At 61.9% G+C, this 18700-nt stretch carries 17 protein-coding genes; 7 read left to right on the top strand and 10 right to left on the bottom strand.

Going from position 1 to position 18700, the window contains the following annotated elements; genetic code table 11:
* Positions 1–6 precede the first annotated feature (6 nt).
* Positions 7–918 (top strand): LysR family transcriptional regulator, encoded by a 912-nt coding sequence (locus tag ACM6I6_RS28575; RefSeq protein ID WP_323607731.1) that lies wholly within the window; start codon positions 7–9, stop codon positions 916–918.
* Here ACM6I6_RS28575 and ACM6I6_RS28570 read toward each other — a convergent pair.
* The 6 genes from ACM6I6_RS28570 to hutC form a co-directional block, all read right to left on the bottom strand.
* A complete protein-coding gene (locus ACM6I6_RS28570) occupies positions 888–1532 on the bottom strand; it encodes a TetR/AcrR family transcriptional regulator (RefSeq protein ID WP_408600356.1) in 645 nt (214 codons plus the stop codon). The two genes, ACM6I6_RS28575 and ACM6I6_RS28570, sit on opposite strands and share 31 nt — an antisense overlap.
* Before the next feature lie 64 nt (positions 1533–1596).
* Complete coding sequence (locus ACM6I6_RS28565; RefSeq protein WP_323607732.1) at positions 1597–3024, bottom strand: cytosine permease; 1428 nt, start codon at positions 3022–3024, stop codon at positions 1597–1599.
* A 93-nt stretch (positions 3025–3117) separates the two neighbouring features.
* A complete protein-coding gene (locus ACM6I6_RS28560) occupies positions 3118–4260 on the bottom strand; it encodes an acyl-CoA dehydrogenase family protein (RefSeq protein WP_414921097.1) in 1143 nt (380 codons plus the stop codon).
* Positions 4250–5416: a CoA transferase gene (locus tag ACM6I6_RS28555; RefSeq protein WP_323607736.1), complete on the bottom strand. Its 1167-nt coding sequence runs from the start codon at positions 5414–5416 to the stop codon at positions 4250–4252. Before ACM6I6_RS28555 ends, ACM6I6_RS28560 begins: the two co-directional genes overlap by 11 nt.
* A 159-nt stretch (positions 5417–5575) precedes the next feature.
* Positions 5576–7255 (bottom strand): urocanate hydratase, encoded by a 1680-nt coding sequence (gene hutU / locus ACM6I6_RS28550; RefSeq protein ID WP_414921096.1) that lies wholly within the window; start codon positions 7253–7255, stop codon positions 5576–5578.
* Between the two features lie 392 nt (positions 7256–7647).
* Entirely contained in the window at positions 7648–8400 is a 753-nt protein-coding gene (gene hutC / locus ACM6I6_RS28545) for a histidine utilization repressor (RefSeq protein WP_323607555.1), read from the bottom strand.
* A gap of 360 nt (positions 8401–8760) precedes the next feature.
* Between hutC and ACM6I6_RS28540 the strand changes: the two genes are divergently transcribed.
* The 5 genes from ACM6I6_RS28540 (at position 8761) to ACM6I6_RS28520 (ending at position 14768) form a co-directional block, all read left to right on the top strand.
* Entirely contained in the window at positions 8761–10005 is a 1245-nt protein-coding gene (locus tag ACM6I6_RS28540) for an OprD family outer membrane porin (protein WP_414921095.1), read from the top strand.
* 148 nt (positions 10006–10153) lie between these two features.
* On the top strand, positions 10154–11515 hold the full coding sequence (locus ACM6I6_RS28535) for a spinster family MFS transporter (protein WP_414921094.1): 1362 nt from the start codon (positions 10154–10156) through the stop codon (positions 11513–11515).
* A gap of 78 nt (positions 11516–11593) precedes the next feature.
* Positions 11594–12568: an AraC family transcriptional regulator gene (locus tag ACM6I6_RS28530; protein ID WP_414921093.1), complete on the top strand. Its 975-nt coding sequence runs from the start codon at positions 11594–11596 to the stop codon at positions 12566–12568.
* 95 nt (positions 12569–12663) lie between these two features.
* Positions 12664–13773 carry an NAD/NADP-dependent octopine/nopaline dehydrogenase family protein gene (locus tag ACM6I6_RS28525; RefSeq protein ID WP_323607549.1) on the top strand — a complete coding sequence of 370 codons (1110 nt, stop codon included), beginning with the start codon at positions 12664–12666 and terminating at the stop codon, positions 13771–13773.
* Positions 13770–14768 (top strand): 3-hydroxybutyryl-CoA dehydrogenase, encoded by a 999-nt coding sequence (locus ACM6I6_RS28520; protein ID WP_323607548.1) that lies wholly within the window; start codon positions 13770–13772, stop codon positions 14766–14768. The genes ACM6I6_RS28525 and ACM6I6_RS28520 overlap by 4 nt, the downstream gene beginning before the upstream one ends.
* Positions 14769–14780: 12 nt before the next feature.
* On the opposite strand, the gene ACM6I6_RS28515 is transcribed toward ACM6I6_RS28520, so the two are convergent.
* The 4 genes from ACM6I6_RS28515 to ACM6I6_RS28500 form a co-directional block, all read right to left on the bottom strand.
* Positions 14781–15182, bottom strand: a complete 402-nt coding sequence (locus ACM6I6_RS28515; protein WP_323607547.1) for a hypothetical protein — start codon at positions 15180–15182, stop codon at positions 14781–14783.
* A 135-nt stretch (positions 15183–15317) separates the two neighbouring features.
* Positions 15318–15998: a GNAT family N-acetyltransferase gene (locus ACM6I6_RS28510; RefSeq protein ID WP_414921092.1), complete on the bottom strand. Its 681-nt coding sequence runs from the start codon at positions 15996–15998 to the stop codon at positions 15318–15320.
* 17 nt (positions 15999–16015) lie between these two features.
* Positions 16016–16462, bottom strand: a complete 447-nt coding sequence (locus ACM6I6_RS28505) for a GNAT family N-acetyltransferase (RefSeq protein ID WP_414921091.1) — start codon at positions 16460–16462, stop codon at positions 16016–16018.
* 9 nt (positions 16463–16471) lie between these two features.
* Positions 16472–17095, bottom strand: a complete 624-nt coding sequence (locus ACM6I6_RS28500; protein ID WP_323607544.1) for an FMN-binding negative transcriptional regulator — start codon at positions 17093–17095, stop codon at positions 16472–16474.
* 90 nt (positions 17096–17185) lie between these two features.
* Between ACM6I6_RS28500 and ACM6I6_RS28495 the strand changes: the two genes are divergently transcribed.
* A complete protein-coding gene (locus ACM6I6_RS28495; RefSeq protein WP_406591102.1) occupies positions 17186–18700 on the top strand; it encodes a PLP-dependent aminotransferase family protein in 1515 nt (504 codons plus the stop codon).

Genomic DNA, 18700 nt, shown 5'->3' with positions numbered 1-18700 from the left:
TCATCAATGCTCAGGGAAAACGCCAGTGATCTGCTTGCCTTCCTCGCCGTGGCAAAGGAGCGAAGCTTTACCAAGGCCGCTGCCAGGCTCGGCGTCTCCCAATCAGCGCTGAGCCATACGATTCGTGGCCTGGAAGCACGCCTTGGACTGCGTTTGTTGACGCGCACCACCCGCAGCGTTTCGCCCACCGAGGCCGGCGAGCGCCTGATGAGCAGGGTGGGGCCCCACTTCGAGGAAATCGAACTGGAGCTGGCTGACCTGAGTGATCTGCGCGACACCCCCGCAGGCAATATCCGTATCAACGCAATGGACCATGTGCTGGACCAGATCATTCGGCCCGTGCTCAAAGACTTCCTCCCCAGGTATCCGGACATCTCGGTGGAAGTCTGTTGCGACTACAGCTTCGTCGACATCGCCGCACAGGGCTTTGATGCCGGGGTCAGGCTGGGCGAGGACGTGGCGCAAGGCATGATTGCCACGCGCATCGGCCCGGACATGCGCATGTCGGTGGTGGGGTCTCCTGGCTACTTTGCCAACCGCGAACTACCCACGACGCCTCGGGCGCTCACAGATCACTTGTGCAATAACCTGCGCTTGCCCACCAACGGCGGCCTGTATGCCTGGGAGTTCGCCAAGGATGGCGAACGTCTCAAGGTTCGCGTGACAGGCCAGGTGACCTACAACGGTGTTTATCAGCTGTTGGCAGCGGCGCTGGACGGTTTCGGGTTGAGCTACATTCCCCACGACCTGGTCGCGCCTCACCTCGAAGCCGGGCGCCTGGTTCAAGTGCTGGAAGACTGGTCGCCATGGTTTTCCGGTTTTCATCTCTATTACCCGAGCAGGCGCCAGGCGTCGCCCGCGTTTGCGTTGCTGGTGGAGGCGTTGCGTTACAAGAACCCGTCCTCTTCGACGTCCTGAGGCTCCCGTAGCGCGATATCCTGGCTGCTGGCGATCATGCGCATGACACAACCGGTGAACAAGTCCGTCAGGTGCTGTTGGGTGATCTGCACTTCGCTCCACTGCAACTGGCCATAGAGCATGCCCATCACCGCGTGGGTGATCAGGCAGGTCTCGGCATCCGGCTTGCCCTTCACCCGGTATTGCTCGGCGATGATGTCGCTCAACAGCTTGCTGTGTGCGCGCTTCGACTGGTCGGCGTGGCGTTGCTGTTCCTCGTTGAGGTTGACGAACTCGCGGGTCACCAGGATCAATCGGTGCCTTTCAAGCAGAGCAAAGCTGACGAATGCCTGGACAAAACGACGTAGCCGTTCGGTTGGGTTCCTGGCGCCTTTCAGGCGGCGCCTGGTCGTGAGCAGCAAGTCTGACAAGGCGGACTCGATGAGCTCGAACAACAAGCACTGTTTATTTTCGATGTGGTGGTAAAGCGACCCGGCCTGCAGCCCCAGGTGACCTGCCAGGTCACGCAGGCCAATGGCCTGGAAGCCGCGTGTGGCGAAGAGTTCGACTGCAGCGTGAACAAGCCGGTCGCGAGGGGTGGGTGGCGAAAGGGCGCAGGCGTTAGCGGCAGGCATGGAAGAAACTCGATCTGGCTTAGGGACAGGGCAGCCCGGGCGAGCGGCCCTGTGTTGAGGTGGATCAGACCGGGGTGGTCTCCTGCGGCAGAATCAGTCGCGAAGGAATCCGTTGTCGCGAACCCCGCGCCACCCAGTAGTAGATGATGGCGGGAACGATCAGGCCGATCAGCCATGAGATATCGGTGCCGCCCAGTGTCTCGACCAGGGGACCAGTGTAGAAACTGGTAGCAATGAACGGCATCTGAATCAGTACCCCAAGTGTGTAGACCGCAATGCCCGGCAGGTTCCAGCGTCCATAGCGGCCGTCGGGATCGGACAGGGCGGGTATGTCGTAGCGCTCTTTGGTCACCAGGTAGAAATCCACCAGGTTGATAGCGCTCCAGGGGGTGAAAAACGCCAGCAGGAACAGGATGAAGGCGGAAAAATCATGCAGGAACGAGTGCCGCCCCATCAGTGCCAGCGCTGTCGCCAACCCAACCATGATCAGGATGTAGACCGAGCGCAGGGTCCTGGAGATTTCCTGATTGCCGCGAAAGCCGCTGACGATCGTGGCCAGGGACATGAAGCTGCCGTAGGCGTTGAGAGTGGTGATGGTAACCTTGCCGAACACGATACTGAAAAACAGCAGCGAGGCGACAAAGCCACTCGCCCCCAGGCCAACGATGTAGGACACCTCATGGCCGGCAAACTGATCGCCCGCCAGCGCCGCGACGAACACACCGAAGATCATCGAGATCTGTGTGCCGATCACCGATCCCAGGCCGACGGCGAGAAAGGTCTTCACGGCGGATGTGGTTCTCGGCAGGTAGCGCGAATAGTCCGCGACGTAGGGGCCGAAGGCGATTTGCCAGGAGGCTGACAGCGAGATGGCCAACAGAAAACTGCTCAGGGAAAAATGCCGGTTGGCCAGCAGTTCGCCGATGTCGTGGGCCGACAGCAAGCGATAGAACAGGTAGAAAAACGACACCACGCCAATCAGGCTCGACAGCCGCCCGATCACATGGATGGTCCGATAACCGAGTACGGTCAGCACGACGATCATGGCCGCGAAAATCAGAATGCCGCTGGCATCGCTGACGTTCATCAGTTGGCTGATGGCCTGGCCGGCGAGCACCGAACCGCTGGCCGAAAACCCCACATACATCAGGCAGGCCAGCACGATGGGAATGACCGCGCCATAGACGCCGAACTGCACGCGACTGGAGATCATCTGGGGCAGGCCCAGCTGTGGCCCTTGGGCCGCATGCAGGGCCATGATCGCGCCGCCCAGCAGTTGCCCGATCAGCAGGCCGATCAACGACCAGAACACATCACCGCCCAGCACCACGGCCAGCGCCCCGGTAACAATCGCGGTGACTTGCAGGTTGGCGCCGAACCATAGTGTGAACTGGCTGAGCAGCCGGCCATGGCGCTCCGATTCGGGGATGTAGTCGATGGATCGCCGTTCTATATACGTCTTGCGCTGCGCACTTTCTTTGGAGGCGGACATGGCGGTTCCTCTCGGGTGTCGTGGCATACGACAACCTTCTCGGGTTGGGATAAAAAGGGCGGGGCCTGGGATCAGGCCCCGGTTGTCGCGTTGTTAACGCTGGGCGTCGAGCACGCTTCGCGAAATGATGATTTTCTGTACTTCCGAGGTGCCCTCGAAAATTCGCAGGATGCGCGCGTCGCGAACGTAGCGCTCCAGCGGGAGGTCGCGGATGTAGCCATAGCCACCGTGCAACTGCAGCGCGGCATCGGTGACGAAGCCGGCGCATTCGGCGGCGAACAGCTTGGCGGTGGCCGATTCCAGGCTGAAGCGTTCACCGCTGTCGCGACGCGCGGCGGCTTTCCAGGTGAGCATGCGCGCGGCTTCCAGTTGCGTGTGCATGTCGGCCAGGCGCCATTGCGTGCCTTGATAGGCCGCCAGCGGTTTGGGCCCGATCTGCCGTTCGCGGACCCAGCCCAGGCTGGCCTGCAACGCCGCATTGGCCACCCCCAGGGACATCGCCGCCACTTCGACGCGGCCGCGATCGAGCACCGCCATGGCCGTGTTGAAACCGGCGCCTTCGCTACCCAGTAGTGCCGACGCGGGCAACCAGCAGTCCAGGGATAGCTCATAGATGGTGCTACCGCGCAGGCCCATGGTTTTTTCCGGGCTGGAAAAACTGATGCCCTCGGTGCCCTGGGGAATCATGAACGCGCTGATGCCCTTGTGCCCGGCGTCGGCGTCGGTCTTGGCATAGAGCACGATGAAACCGGCTTCGCGGGCGTTGGTGATGTAGTGCTTGCTGCCGCGAATTCTCCAGCCACCGTCTTCAGGTTGCGCACGGCAGCGCATGTCGGCCGGGTTGGAACCCGCGGCCGGTTCGGTCAGGGCGAAGGCGCCGAGTAACTCGCCGCTGGCGGCGCGGGGCAACCATTCCTGCTTTTGCGCTTCGGTGCCTCCGATCAGGATCGAGTCGGTCGCGAGGAAGTGCGCGGTCAAAGCCGACGCGGTGGAGGCGCAGGCACCGGCCACGGCCTCGACCACACGGCTCATGGCCAGGCTGCCAATCCCCAGCCCGCCATATTCCTCCGGCAGGTTGATGCCCATGCCACCCAGTTCTGCCAAGGCTTGCAGGCTTTCGGCGCAGAAGGTTTCGGTTTCGTCGTAATGCTGGGCGCGGGGCTGGATCACCTCGCGGGCCAGTTTTTCAGCGGATTCGATCACCGCCATTTCGACTTGATCCAATTCAAAGTTCATGGGAAAGCTCCTGTTTGTTCATGCCGAATGCCGCATTGTCAGCGCCCAGGCGTGGGGCGAGGGTGACGGCGTGGGGTTTGTGGCCATTGAAGAAAACCGGTTGCGGCACCAGCGGTTGCGCGGCGCCCTCGGGCCGGATCAGCAGTTGACGGGCGTGCGCCTGTTCACTGTCGGCGGCCTGGGCGAGGTTCCACACCGGGGAGGAGGGCACGCCGGCATCGAGCAGGATGTCGCAGGCCTGCTCGACGCTCAGCTGGCGCGTCCAGTGTTCGATTTGTGCGCGCAACGCCGGCTCGTTCAACGTCCGTTGCGGGTCCTCGGCGAAGAGTGGGTCGTTGGCCAGTTCCGGCTTGCCCATGCACTGGCACAAGCGTTGGAACAGCTTGTCGCTCGCCACCGCGATGACCACCTGGCCGTCGGCTGCAGAGTAGGTGTCGAAGGGTGTCGATACCGGATGGCGGTTGCCGACCAGGCCGGGCGCAACGCCGTGGGCGAAGAGATTGGACAGCCCGGTCATTTGCAGGCTGAACAACACATCAAACATGGCCACGTCGATAAATTGCGCGCCCGGGGTGTGCCGCTCGCGGGCGAACAGCGCCGAGCTGATCGCCCAGGCGGCATAGACACCGGCACACAGATCGCCGATGGACTCGCCGCTGCGCGTCGGTCCCGTCTCGGCAAAACCGGTGACGCTCATCAGGCCGGACATCGCTTGCGCGACAATGTCGTAGGCGGGCTTGTTGGACAGCGGGCCGTGCTGGCCAAAGCCGGAAATACTCGCGTAGATCAGCCTCGGGTTGTATTGCTTGAGGGTATCGAAGTCGATGCCCAGGCGACGGGTTACGCCGGGGCGGAAGTTCTCCACGACGACGTCGGCATCGCGTACCAATTCATACAACAGGGCCAGGTCCTGGGCAGACTTGAAGTCCATCTCGACACTGCGCTTGCCGCGATTGATCAGGCCGAAATAGACGCTTTCGCCATCCTTGAACGGGCCCAGGTGGCGGCTGTCATCGCCGTGCCCCGGCACTTCGAACTTGATGACGTCGGCGCCGAGGTCTGCCAGCATGGCGGTGCAGTGCGGGCCGGCCAGTACGCGGCTCAGGTCCAGTACGCGAACGCCCTGTAGTTGTTGGGTAAACGGGTTGTTGCTCATGGCAGTTTCCTCGGGGAAAGGGGCTGAATTGTTATTCCGGATGTGCAATCCCCCTGTAGGAGCGAGCTTGCTCGCGAAGGCGTCTTTCCTGACACACCTCGGTGCGGCATTCGCTGGCAAGCCAGCTCCTACAGGTTTGCGTCGGCCAAGGCCGGTTTTTTATTTACCGGTAATCATCGGCAGGTTCAGCCCTTGCTCCTTGGCGCAGTCGATCGCGATCTGGTAACCGGCATCGGCATGGCGCATCACGCCGGTCGCCGGGTCGTTGTGCAACACGCGAGCGATACGCTCGGCCGCTTCATCGGTACCGTCGCAGACAATCACCATGCCCGAGTGCTGGGAGAAGCCCATGCCGACGCCGCCGCCGTGGTGCAGGGAAACCCAGGTCGCGCCGCTCGCGGTGTTGAGCAGGGCGTTGAGCAGTGGCCAGTCGGAGACGGCGTCGGAACCGTCCTGCATCGATTCGGTTTCGCGGTTCGGGCTCGCTACGGAACCTGAGTCCAAATGGTCGCGACCGATCACGATTGGCGCGGACAGCTCGCCGCTGCGCACCATTTCGTTGAACGCCAGGCCCAGCTTGGCGCGCAGGCCCAGGCCAACCCAGCAGATACGGGCCGGCAGCCCCTGGAAGCTGATGCGCTCGCGGGCCATGTCCAGCCAGTTGTGCAGGTGGGCGTCGTCCGGGATCAGTTCCTTGACCTTGGCGTCGGTCTTGTAGATGTCTTCAGCGTTACCCGACAGCGCCGCCCAGCGGAACGGACCGATGCCACGGCAGAACAGTGGGCGGATGTAGGCCGGTACGAAGCCCGGGAAGTCGAATGCGTTTTCCACGCCTTCTTCTTGCGCCATCTGGCGGATGTTGTTGCCGTAGTCGAAGGTCGGGATGCCTTGCTTCTGGAAGTCCAGCATGGCCTGGACATGGACAGCCATCGATTGTTTGGCAGCCTTGATCACCATCGCCGGATCAGTGACAGCGCGATCGCGATACTGCTCCCAGCTCCAGCCGGCTGGCAGGTAGCCGTTGAGCGGGTCGTGGGCGCTGGTCTGGTCGGTGACCATGTCCGGGCGCACGCCGCGCTTGACCAGCTCCGGCAGGATTTCCGCGGCGTTGCCCAGCAGTGCGATGGAGATCGCCTTGCCTTCTTTGGTGTATTTGGCGATGCGGGCCAGCGCGTCGTCGAGGTCTTTGGCCTGTTCATCGACGTAGCGGCTGCTCAGGCGGAAGTCGATACGGCTCTGCTGGCATTCGATGTTCAGCGAGCAGGCACCGGCCAGGGTTGCTGCCAGAGGCTGCGCGCCGCCCATGCCACCCAGGCCTGCGGTCAGTACCCACTTGCCTTTGAGGTCATCGTTGTAGTGCTGGCGACCGGCTTCGACGAAGGTTTCGTAGGTGCCCTGGACGATGCCCTGGCTGCCGATGTAGATCCAGCTGCCGGCGGTCATCTGGCCGTACATGGCCAGGCCCTTGGCGTCGAGTTCGTTGAAGTGTTCCCAGCTCGCCCAGTGTGGCACCAGGTTGGAGTTGGCGATCAGTACGCGCGGGGCGTTGGCGTGGGTCTTGAACACGCCGACCGGCTTGCCGGATTGCACCAGCAGGGTCTCGTCGTCGTTCAGGTGGGTCAGGCTTTCGACGATCTTGTCGTAGCACTCCCAATTACGGGCCGCACGACCGATACCACCGTAAACCACCAGTTCTTTAGGGTTCTCGGCGACTTGCGGGTCGAGGTTGTTCATCAGCATGCGCAGCGGCGCTTCGGTCAGCCAGCTCTTGGCGGTCAGCTTGTTACCGCGGGCAGCGCGGATTTCAACATCACGCAGGCGTGTGTTCTTAGTGGTCATGGCGTTCTCCTCATTCAGCGGTCAGTGGCGTGGCATCGGCAAACAAGGATGTACATGTATGCTTATACCAACCTGTATGTACAAGTGAATGCAAGTGAAGGGCCAAAATCCGATCTGGCGGACGCAGAAAAATTCTAGAAAGGTGATAAATCGATTTGAATCAGATACTTATCAAAACAGAGAAAACTTGACTAACGCAGAGCTTGATCAAATTTCTGTTGCAACTTTGAAAAAGTTTGCTGCGATGGTGAGCATCTCGTAACACTTTTGTGCGAAAGGAAACGCTGGAATGTCACTTTTTTGCCACATTTGGCCTTGGCAGTAACAGCCCTGCAGAATGTCTGCAACAACAGCCTTGTCGAGCGGCAAGCGGGGGCCGCTCGACGGGTAAATCAGTTGCCGAACTTGCCTTCCAGGCGATAACGCGAACCGGGATACACCAGCCGCGCACAACCGACCTGGCCTTTGGCAGCCCAGGTACGGCGGCGAATCAACAGGCACGGCTCATACCGTTTGATTTGCAACAGCTTGCACTCCGCGGATTTGGCATGGATCGACTCGACCACATGTTCGCCTTCGGTCAGCGGGGCCAACTGGATCAGGTAGGCGTAGGGCGTGACCTGGGTAAAGTCCTGCTGCAAATAAGCGGGTGCGACGTCGGCATTGACGAAGCGTTCTTCGATCTGCACCGGCACACCGTTCTCGTGGTGCACCACCACCGAATGGAACAGGCGCTTGACCCCCTCCAGGGGGAAGGGCATGGAAGCGCGGGCCCGCTCCGGCATCTCCTCGAGCACGATCACTTCGCAGCGGTGCTCGTGACCCCGGGCCTCGATTTCTTCGGCGATGTTGTGGATCTCGAAAAGCGCAGCATGCCCCTTGGGCTCCGCCACGAAGGTGCCAACCCCTTGCATGCGCACCAGCGCGCCTTCAATGGTCAGCTCGCGCAAGGCGCGGTTGATGGTCATGCGACTGACCCCCAGCAAATTCAGCAATTCGCTTTCAGACGGCACCTTGGAATTGGGCAGCCAGGCACCGGAGCGAATCTTCTGCATGATGATCTGCTTGACCCGCGCATACAGGGGGGAGGGACTCTCAAGAGAAAAGGACTCGAGAGACGCATTGTCCTCAATAGATTTGGTCACGTTTATTCCTGAATTGAAAAAATTACCCCGACAAGCTTGCCGAGCAGTTTACCGAGCTACGGCAGCTACGCCTATGCGTAAACAAGGCGCCCGGAAAATCATCCGCGATGGCCGGCTGCGCAGGATCGACTAAGGGAAACCTTTAGCTGGGTGGGAGATTTCCCCCCTTCGGATGCTGTTCGTCTTGATACCGGCGCGGCGTCCACTCGCTTACCGTGCGTAGACCTTGGGTGTGCCGTCGTAGTGGATTGTTCCATCGGGCTCGCCTGGCGCCATAACAACAAGAAAGCGTTTTGTTCTTCGTTTGACACTGCTCCTATAAATACAGTGCCCAGGCACATACAGATGTGGAGATGTTGGATGTATCAGGTAAAGCAGTCTTGCCGTGGGCTCGGTATTGCCAGCGTGTTGGGGATGATCTGTTCGCCGTCCCATGCAGATCTCATCGATGACAGTCACTTCAAAGTGGATACGCGTAACTTCTACTTGCATCGCAACTACACCAACACCGATGCACCGGTTTCCGAAGTCCACAGTTGGTCCCAGGGTTTCGATGCGCAATTTACTTCCGGGTATACCGACACGGCCTTGGCCATCGGCCTCGATGTGGATGCGCAATACGCCGTGCGCCTGGATTCGTCGGGCAACGACGGTTCATTGCCCTACAGCGTCAGTGAGCAGCAGACGGCCGATGACTACAGTCGCGCCGGTGCGACTTTCAAGATGCGCTACAGCAAGACCGAGTTGAAGGTCGGTGACCTTCGCCCGCAATTGCCGGTGGCGTTCGATGACACCAGTCGGCAGCTGGACACCATCTACCAGGGGGCCGTGGTCGAGTCCAAGGAGGTCGATGGGTTGACGCTGACCGGTGGCCGTTTCTGGTCTGCGGTGACCCGGGAGTCTTCCAACCACGAGAAGCTCTACAAGTTTGGTTCCACCGATAACTTGGACAGTGACGGCCTGGATTTTGGCGGCGTTACTTACGACATTACCAAGACTCTGCAAGCCAGTTACTTCTATGGCGTGTTGCACGACATTTATCAGCAGCACTATTTCGGCCTGATGCATATGGCCGACTTGGGTAATGGCTACAAACTCAAGACCGACCTGCGCTACTTCAATAACAATGAAGACGGCAGTGCCTTGAACGGTGAAATCGACAACCGTTCCTACGGTGCCTTGTTCTCCCTGCTCAAGGGCGCGCACATGTTTGGCCTCAGTTACCAGCGCATGCTCGGTGACAGCGTGTTCCCGACCATGAACGGCTATATCCCGCAACCTTACCTGGTGCACTGGTCGTCCCTGGGGTTTGTCCGCCCGGATGAAAAATCCTGGGGCGCACGCTACAGCTACGACTTTGCCGGGATGGGAATGCCTGGGCTGAAGTTCTATACCCGCTACATCAAGGGCACGAACTGGGACCGTGGCGGCAACCTCAGCGACAACCAGGAAAGCGAACGTTTCCTGGGGCTCAGCTACGTGGTGCAGAGCGGGGCGCTGGCAGGCCTCGGGCTGGACCTGCGCAACATCGATGTGAAACAGAAGTACGGCTACGACTACAACGAGTTCCGTGTCGCCACGACCTACACCTGGAAGTTCTGGTAAGCGTGCCTACCCCCATAACAATAAGAGGCCTGACCATGTTCGAACCCATTGTCCTTTGCATCTGCCCCGCAACTATCCAGTCGGTGCGCCGTGCACCGTCACCCGGCGCGCTGCGCCCATGAGCGGATTCGAGAAGGAGCAAACACTAGTGAATATCCAGGTCGATAATGCGGTCCTGCAACAACAGAAAAAGAAAACCTATATCTACGAGTGGTACGTGGTCGGCCTGTGCATGATCGCCTACATCTTTTCATTCGTGGATCGGCAGATCCTGGCGCTGATGATCGAGCCTATCAAGGCCGACCTGCAGATCAGCGACACCCAGTTCAGCCTGCTGCACGGGCTGGCCTTTTCTTTGTTCTACGCCTTCATGGGCATGCCCATCGCCTACCTGGCCGATCGCTTCTCCAGGCCGAAGATCATCGCCGTCGGCGTGGTGTTCTGGAGCCTGGCGACGGCCGCCTGCGGCCTGAGCAAAAACTTCCTGCACATGTTCCTCGCGCGCATCGGCGTCGGCGTCGGCGAAGCGGCCCTGTCGCCCTCGGCCTACTCGATGTTCAGCGACATGTTCCCCAAGGAGAAACTCGGACGCGCCGTTGGCATCTACTCGATCGGTTCGTTCGTCGGTGGTGGCCTGGCCTTCCTGGTGGGCGGCTATGTGATCGCCATGCTCAAGGACATGAACACCATCGAGGTCGCCTTTCTCGGCGCGATGAAAGCCTGGCAACTGGCGTTCTTCATTGTCGGCCTGCCTGGCATCGTGGTCGGCCTGCTGATCTGGCTCACCGTGCGCGACCCTGCGCGCAAGGGCCTGCAGGTCGATGCGCAGGGGAGGGCCAAGAAGGTTGGAATGAGCGATGGCCTGCGCTTTCTCGGGCGCCACCGTGCCACCTTCACCTGCCATTACCTGGGCTTTTCGTTCTACGCCATGGTGCTGTTCTGCATGATGAGCTGGAGCCCGGCGCTGTACATCCGCAAGTTCGGCCTGACGCCGATGGAGGCGGGCTACATGCTCGGCACCGTGCTGTTGCTGGCCAACACCGCCGGGGTGCTGTTCGGTGGCTGGCTCACCGATTACCTGGCCAAGAAAGGTCACCAGGATGCCGCGATGCGCACCGGCGTGATCGGCGCCCTGGGCATGGCGGTGCCGGCCGTGCTGTTCCCGCAAGTCGATCAACTGTGGCTGTCGGTGACGCTATTGGTGCCGGCGATGTTCTTCGCTTCGTTCCCGATGCCGGCTTCAACGGCGGCGATGCAGATCCTCGCGCCGAACCAGGTGCGCGCACAGGTCTCGGCGGTGTTCCTGCTGATCAGCAATCTGCTGGGGTTGGGCCTGGGCACCACGCTGGTGGCGTTGCTGACCGATCGCTACTTCGGATCGCCAGTAGCAGTGGGCTCTTCGATGTCGCTGGTGATCGCCGGTGCATCGGCGTTGACCGTGCTTTTGCTGTGGCGCGGTTGCCGGCGTTTCCGCGAAAGTTATGCCCGGGAGTACCCGACCCACGCATGACATGAATATGTCGGTGCAACGACCCCGCTGCGTTTAGACGCAGCGGGGTCGATCCGCTTCAGGTCAGGAGAGTCTCTGATGTTGAATGACGTACACCTGCTGGAACGGCACAGCCTGCTCTGCTCGGCCGACTGCCGCGAGATCCAGGACAAGGTCAGCCACTACCTGTGCCCGCACAGTTTCAACGTGCTGCGTGACGAGCCGATTCATACCCGGCTCAACGGCGTGTTCTTCGGCACTTCGGCGCTGCTCGACTTGCGCTATGGCGCGCCGGTGGAGATCACCATCGGCGACATTGCCGATCAGTACCTGTTTCGCATCACCTTGCAGGGGCATTGCCAGGTGGCCCACGGGCGGCGCAGCGCGGCGATGCAGTCGGGCTGCCTGAGCGTGTCCTCGCCGTACGCGCAAAGCCGCATCGTCACCGATGGCGAGTGCCGCAACCTGATCCTGCGCGTCGACCGTGATGCCCTGCAGACGCAATTGCAACATCTGCTCGGACGCAGCCTGCGGCAATCGGTGATCTTCGATGTCAGTGTCGATCACCTGGGCTCCGGCGTCGTCAGCCTCTATCACACCCTGGACTACATCTGCCGGCTGTACGGCAGCGGCGTGGACGGCTCGCGCCTCGCCAGCGGCCTGTCCGACTACCTGATGCAACTGCTACTCACCCAGTTGCCGCATAACTACTCCGCAGATCTGTTGCACGATTCCCGCGCGCCACTGCCGCACCACGTGAAAAAGGCCCGTGACTACATCGAGGAACACCTCGACCAACCGATCAGCATGGCCACCCTGAGCGAGCTGTGTGGGGTTTCGGTGCGCACCTTGCAGAACGGCTTCCGGCAGTTTCTCCAGCAAGCGCCGGTGGAGTACATCCGAGACCGTCGCCTGGCGCTGGTCCACGAGTCGCTGCAGCGGGGCAACGCCTTTGAGACCGTCACCGATATCCTCTTGCGCCACGGCATCAACAGCTTCGGGCATTTTTCCAGTGCCTATCGGCAACGTTATGGCTGCCTGCCGTCGGACACCCTGCGACGACAGAAGCATTGAGACTTCTGCGCAATCCGTGAGTCGGCTGCGCATTCGGATAAGCCTGGGGCGGCAGCGCTCGATAGCATCGAGTCTCTTACCAGAGGAGTGACTCGATGAATATTACCGTGCTGGGTGGTGGACACGGCTGTTACGCCGCCGCTGTCGAAATGGCTGAGAAAGGGCATCAGACCCGCCTGTGGCGTCGCGACTCGGCGGCGCTCAAGGAGCTGCTGGCGATCGGCAGCCTGACCATCAAGGACTACCGGGGCACTCGTCAGCTCTCGGTCGGTAAACCGGGCGACAAGCTCTCATTGACCGACGATCTGGCTGAAGCCTTGGCCGACGCGCAACTGATCATCATCCCGCTGCCCTCGACCTCCCACGAAGACCTGGCCAAACAGGTGGCGCCGCACCTGCGCGACGGTCAGGTGGTGTTCCTGCCACCGGGCACCTTCGGCAGCTACGTGTTCGCCAAGGCCCTGGCCGATGCGGGCAACCGCAGCAAAGTCGCTTTCGCCGAGACCGGCACGCTGCCGTACCTGGTGCGCAAGCATGGCGCCAGCGACCTGGTGATCAGTTGCTACGCCACCCGCCTGCCGACGGGCGTATTCCCCGGCAACCTGTCCGAACACGCCTTCGCCGTGCTGCGCGAGGCCTACCCGAGCGTCGAACCGATCGAAGACGCCCTGAGCGGTGCGCTGATGAACGCAGGTCCCGTCATCCACCCGCCGCTGATCATGATGAATGCCGGTCCCCTGGAGCATTTCGAGGCCTGGGACATTCACAACGAAGGCACCCAACCGTCGATTCGCCGCGTGACCAACCAGCTCGATGCCGAGCGCATGGCCGTGCGCGAAGCACTGACCTACGGCGCACCGCATTTTCCCCTGGCCGATCACTACAACAGCAGCGAAGGCGAGGCGTGGATGTACGGTCGCGGTGCCCATGGCAAGCTGACCGACAGCGGCGACTGGCGCGAAGACATCGACCTGCAAACACATCGCTACATGCTCGAAGACACCCGCCTGGGCCTGTCCTTCCTGGTGTCCGTCGGCCGCTGGGCCGGTGTGCCGACCCCGATTGCCCAAGGCCTGTTGAGCATTGCCTCGGTCGTCGCCGGGCGTGATCTCTACGCCGAGGGCCGCACTCTGGAGAACCTCGGCCTGGCCGGGTTGAGTCGAGCACAGATGAGCGAACTGCTGACCGAGGGCTGCAACCGATGAACGCCGCGCTGCCGCAAGTCAGCGTGGTCGGCGCCGGCCGGATGGGCGAGGGCATTGCCCTGGCCTTCATCCATGCGGGCCTGCCGGTGACCCTCATCGACATCAAGGATCGCGCCGAGAATGAGCGCCACGGCTACTTCGAGCGCGTGCGCAACAACGTCCGCAGCGAACTGCAGATGCTGGTTCGCCTTGGCATGCTCCAGCCGGAACAGGCGGACATCGCGCTATCGCGGTTGACCCTGCAAACCCGATCCCGGGCCGCCGAGGCATTGCGCCGCTGCGACCTGGTGTTCGAAGCCGTGCCGGAAGTCATCGAGGTCAAGCAGCAGACCTTCGCCTGGGTCAGCGAGCATGTCCCGGCGTCGGCCATCATTGCCTCGACCACCTCGACCTTCCTGGTCACCGAGTTGAGCGAAATGGTCAGCGGGCCGCAGCGCTTCGTCAACGCGCACTGGCTCAATCCCGCGCACCTGATGCCGCTGGTGGAAGTCAGCCGCAGCGAGGCGACCTGCCCGCAGGTGGTCGAGCGGCTGCTGCAACTGCTCAAGCGCATCGGCAAGGTGCCCGTGGTGTGCAATCCGGTGGCGGGTTATATCGTGCCGCGCATCCAGGCACTGGCGATGAACGAAGCGGCACGGATGGTGGAAGAGGGCGTGGCCAGCGCCGAAGATATCGACACCGCAGTGCGCGTCGGCTTCGGTTTGCGCTTCTCGGTGCTGGGCCTGCTGGAGTTCATCGACTGGGGCGGCGGCGACATTCTCTACTACGCCTCGCGCTACTTGAGCGGCGCACTGTCACCGCGTTTCGAGTCGCCCCAAGTGATAACCGACAACATGCAAAACGGCCGCAATGGCTTGCGCGATGGCCAGGGTTTCTACGATTACCGTGACCTGGACGTGGACGCCTACAGGCAAGAGCGTCTCGGCGCCTTCGTGCGCAAGCTGGAGTTGTCGGGATTGACGCCTGCGTTCGAGGGCGCCTTGAGGCAGGCCTGAAGGCGGATTGATTTAGCGACGATAGTAGCGGCGATCGTCGTCGTAGCGGTGGCCCATGACACGATCCCGGTGGTGGCGCTCCCAATCACGATGGCGTTCCGCTTCCCGGCGGGCTTGCTCTCGACGCCACTGGTCCCGGCGCCATTGGTCTCTACGCCATTGGTCCCGGCGCCAATCGTCTCGATGATCGTGCCAGTTCCGGTCGTCATGGGCCAGCAATGACCCTGGCTGCTTGTCGGCCATGCTGGCCAAGGTCGGCCAAGGGTTCTCGGCGGCCTTGGCAGGCGCCTGGATGGCTGTGACTTCAGTGGGGAAAACAGGGGTTGCGGGCTTTATCTGTGTGGCTGATGCCGAGCCCATTGCCGCGAACGCGAACAGGCCGAAGAGCACCATCCGAGGGTCATGGAATTTCATGCGCGAAGGCAACCTCTGATTGACAATTGGTCGTGTGGCCATCCGGCTGCGGCAAGCTGCGGGTTCGCACTTGCCGAGCGGATGTGCCTATCCAAATAGACCGGTAATCAGAGAAAAGTTCTAGGGAGCCGTTGTTTAAATAGCTGTGCCCCGACACTCCACCAGCCCCTTGACCTGCCCCGAAGCCGCCTGGTTTTCATCACTCAACCAGCGCTCGAACCCCGCGCCAACCGCCGGCCACTCCGAATCAATAATCGAGTACCAGGCGGTGTCGCGGTTCTGTCCCTTGACCACCATGTGCTGGCGGAAGACGCCTTCGAAACTGAAGCCCAGCCGCTCGGCGGCGTATTTGGAGCGGGCGTTGCCGTTGTTGCATTTCCACTCCAGGCGCCGGTAGCCGAGGGCGAACGACTCCTTGGCCAGCAGGTAGACCGCCTCGGTGCTTTTCGGTGAGCGTTGCATCGGCGCGCCGAAGGTCACATGGCCGATTTCGATGCGGCCCTGGGCCGGGACGATCGACATCAGGCTGAGGAGGCCTTGCACCTCGCCGCTGGCGCGGTCGATCACGCTGAAGAAATAGGGATCGCTGCTGGCGGCATGATTGTTCAGCCAGTCGTTGAAGGCGCCGCGCTCCGGGAAGGGCCCGTAAGGCAGGTAGTCCCACAGTTTCGGGTCGGCACCGGGGCCTTGCAGGGCGTTGAACAAGTCGTCGCCGTGGCGCGTCGGGTCGAGTCTTTCCAGGCGGATGAAGCGCCCTTCGATCAGTTGGACGGTCGGGGCCGGGACGCCTTTCCAGTCGGCGGGTGAAATCGACATGCTGTTCTCCTTGAACCTTAAATGGCTTTGCGAAACTGGATGAAACCCGGACGCTCGGCGATGCGCTCGTAGAGCTGGATCGCGGTGGCGTTGGTTTCGTGGGTCAGCCAGTGCACCTTGTTGCAACCGTCGGCCTTGGCCGTGGCGTAGACGAACTCGATCAACTGGCGGCCAACGCCAGTGCCTCGGGTTTCCGGCACCACCAGCAGGTCCTGCAGGTAGCACGAGTTTTCGATGCTCCAGTTTGAACGATGGTAAATGAAATGCACCATGCCCACTGCTTTGCCGTCAGCCCAGGCGAGAGCGGCGTGGGTCGGCTCGTTCGGGTCGAGCATGCGCTGCCAGGTATTTTGGCTGACGGCGTCCGGCAGTTCGGTGTTGTAGAAGCGCAGGTAAGCCTGCCACAACGGCAGCCAGGCGGCGTGGTCCTCGGCGTTGACCTGGCGGATTTCGAGTTGACTCATGCTGATTCCTTAACGCATCAAGTGGGCGAGGGCCTGGTCGTGGGCATCGGGGCTGGCGGCCAGCCCCTCGCGCACGCCGGCGATGTCTGCGGTGCTGCGGTTCTGGCTGAGCTTGCGTTTGCCTTCCAGGCGCTGGATCGGCAAGGCAAACCCGACGATGGCCCTGAGCATGCCATCGATGTAGTCGGCGGGCGCGTCGGCGACTTTCCACGGCTGGGCGCGACCGGCTTCATGGCGATCGGTCAAGGCACTGACCAGCGAGCGCAGGCGATCGGCGTCGGTGAAGACTTCGGCGCTGCCATAGGCATGCACGGCGACGTAGTTCCAGGTCGGCACGACTTTGCCGTGCTCGGCCTTGCTCGGGTAGAAGCCGGGACTCACATAGGCATCGGCACCGGCGAAAATGACCAGTGCTTCGGCTCCGTTCTGCAGTTCCTTCCACTGAGGATTGGCCTTGGCGAAATGGCCGTACAAGGTGCCGTTCGGGCCCTCGTCGGTGTTCAGCAGCAAGGGCAGGTGACTGGCTTGCAGACCCTGTTCGCCATGGGTGACCAACAGGGCGAGTCGGGTACCGAGGATCTGTTGCTGCAGCTCGGGCAAATCATTGAGGGCGAAACCACTGGGCGTATACATGGAAATATTCCTTGGCGAATGCCTGCATCCTAGGCAGGCTATTGGTCTGTTGTAAGAGCCATTAACGTCGAATTTCATGGGTCCATTGTCATGACGAATGCGCCGCTGTCCTTGTCCTTCAACCCCGCCGGCATCGAGCTCGACCGTCGTCAGGGGCTGAGTCGCCAGCTTTATCAGGCGTTGCGGGCGAGGGTGCTGGACGGACGACTGGCCAGTGGTACGCGCTTGCCCGCCAGTCGGGACCTGGCGTCGGCATTGGCGATCTCGCGTAACAGCGTGGTGCGCGCCTACGATCAGCTTTACGCCGAAGGGTTTATCGAGGGGCGGGTGGGGGATGGGACTTATGTCGCGCAATTGCCCCAGGCGTCGTTGCCGGTCAGGAAGTCCTCGAAAAAAGCGCCGACGCAATGGCTGGATCTACCGGTGGTTGTACCTGACAAGGTCATCCACAGCGGCGCATTGCTGCGTGTTGAGAACAACCATTTGCCCACGCCACCCAGTGGTCCGCCCCGGGCGTTTCGGGTCGGCGTGCCGGCGTTCGATCTGTTTCCGTTCGAGGTGTGGGCCAAACTGAACGCAGCGTTCTGGCGCAAACCGGATCTGCAGCAGCTGTGTTACGGCGCTCCTGAAGGGGACGCGCGGTTGCGCGGGATGATCGCGGCGTATTTGCGCAGTTCCCGAGGCATGCAGTGCAGCGCCGAACAAATCGTCATCACCAGTGGCGCGCAGCAGGGGATCAGCCTCTGTGCGCAGTTGCTGGTGGAACCGGGGGACGGGGTGGCGATTGAAAACCCGGGTTATCGCGCGGCGGGTCATGCGTTCGCGGTGGCCGGCGCGCGCTTGCACGGCGTGGCGGTGGACAGCGAGGGCATCGATTGCCAGGCATTGGCGGGGTTGGGCGATTGTCGCCTGGCCTATGTGACGCCATCGCATCAGTACCCCACGGGGGTGGTGATGAGCCTGGCCCGGCGCCTGGAGTTGCTGGCCTGGGCCGAGCGCGCCAACGGCTGGATCGTCGAGGACGACTACGATGGCGAATACCGCTACAGCGGCGCACCCCTGGCGCCGCTGGCAGCACTCGATCGGCAGGGACGGGTGCTGTACGTCGGCACGTTCGGCAAGGTCGCCTTTCCGGCGCTGCGCCTGGGTTACCTGGTGTTGCCGCCGGCGCTGGTGGACGCGTTTTCTCAACGTCGAGCGGTGGATGTGCGCCATTCAGAGGTCAGCACCCAGGCGGTGATGGCCGAATTCATGGCCGCCGGGCACTTTCAGCGACACATCCGGCGCATGCGTCGCGCCGCGTTGAGCCGCCGTAACACACTGCTGACGGGCTGGCCCCGGGACATCGCCGGTGTCGGCAGTCTGCCGAGCGTCGCGGCGGGGCTGCACCTGACGGTCGCGGTCGACTCCCTGGCCCGTGAGCGTGAACTGATCGAGAAAGCGGCCAGGGTCGATGTCGAAATCAACGGGCTGAGCAGCTACTGGTTGCCGGACTCCCAGGAACCGGGAGACCAGCGTGCGGGGCTGGTCCTCGGTTTTGCGGCGGTGCCCGAGGCGGCGATCAGCGCGGCGCTCGGGCGTCTGGAAGAAGCTTGGCGTCGTTAG

The sequence above is a fragment of the Pseudomonas sp. IT-P218 genome, from assembly GCF_949767605.1.
Classification (GTDB): Bacteria; Pseudomonadota; Gammaproteobacteria; order Pseudomonadales; family Pseudomonadaceae; genus Aquipseudomonas; species Aquipseudomonas putida_AE.
The sequence above is the reverse complement of the archived record's forward strand: the minus strand, read 5'-3'. Positions and strand labels throughout refer to the sequence as shown.

Coding starts and splice junctions, on each gene's coding strand:
- ACM6I6_RS28505 (WP_414921091.1), bottom strand. CDS start 16,462: ATGAGTCAACTCGAAATCCGCCAGGTCAACGCCGAGGACCACGCCGCC.
- ACM6I6_RS28565 (WP_323607732.1), bottom strand. CDS start 3,024: ATGTCCGCCTCCAAAGAAAGTGCGCAGCGCAAGACGTATATAGAACGG.
- ACM6I6_RS28540 (WP_414921095.1), top strand. CDS start 8,761: ATGTATCAGGTAAAGCAGTCTTGCCGTGGGCTCGGTATTGCCAGCGTG.
- ACM6I6_RS28510 (WP_414921092.1), bottom strand. CDS start 15,998: ATGTCGATTTCACCCGCCGACTGGAAAGGCGTCCCGGCCCCGACCGTC.
- ACM6I6_RS28560 (WP_414921097.1), bottom strand. CDS start 4,260: ATGAACTTTGAATTGGATCAAGTCGAAATGGCGGTGATCGAATCCGCT.
- ACM6I6_RS28515 (WP_323607547.1), bottom strand. CDS start 15,182: ATGAAATTCCATGACCCTCGGATGGTGCTCTTCGGCCTGTTCGCGTTC.
- ACM6I6_RS28555 (WP_323607736.1), bottom strand. CDS start 5,416: ATGAGCAACAACCCGTTTACCCAACAACTACAGGGCGTTCGCGTACTG.
- ACM6I6_RS28530 (WP_414921093.1), top strand. CDS start 11,594: ATGTTGAATGACGTACACCTGCTGGAACGGCACAGCCTGCTCTGCTCG.
- hutU (WP_414921096.1), bottom strand. CDS start 7,255: ATGACCACTAAGAACACACGCCTGCGTGATGTTGAAATCCGCGCTGCC.
- ACM6I6_RS28570 (WP_408600356.1), bottom strand. CDS start 1,532: ATGCCTGCCGCTAACGCCTGCGCCCTTTCGCCACCCACCCCTCGCGAC.
- ACM6I6_RS28500 (WP_323607544.1), bottom strand. CDS start 17,095: ATGTATACGCCCAGTGGTTTCGCCCTCAATGATTTGCCCGAGCTGCAG.
- ACM6I6_RS28525 (WP_323607549.1), top strand. CDS start 12,664: ATGAATATTACCGTGCTGGGTGGTGGACACGGCTGTTACGCCGCCGCT.
- ACM6I6_RS28575 (WP_323607731.1), top strand. CDS start 7: ATGCTCAGGGAAAACGCCAGTGATCTGCTTGCCTTCCTCGCCGTGGCA.
- ACM6I6_RS28520 (WP_323607548.1), top strand. CDS start 13,770: ATGAACGCCGCGCTGCCGCAAGTCAGCGTGGTCGGCGCCGGCCGGATG.
- ACM6I6_RS28495 (WP_406591102.1), top strand. CDS start 17,186: ATGACGAATGCGCCGCTGTCCTTGTCCTTCAACCCCGCCGGCATCGAG.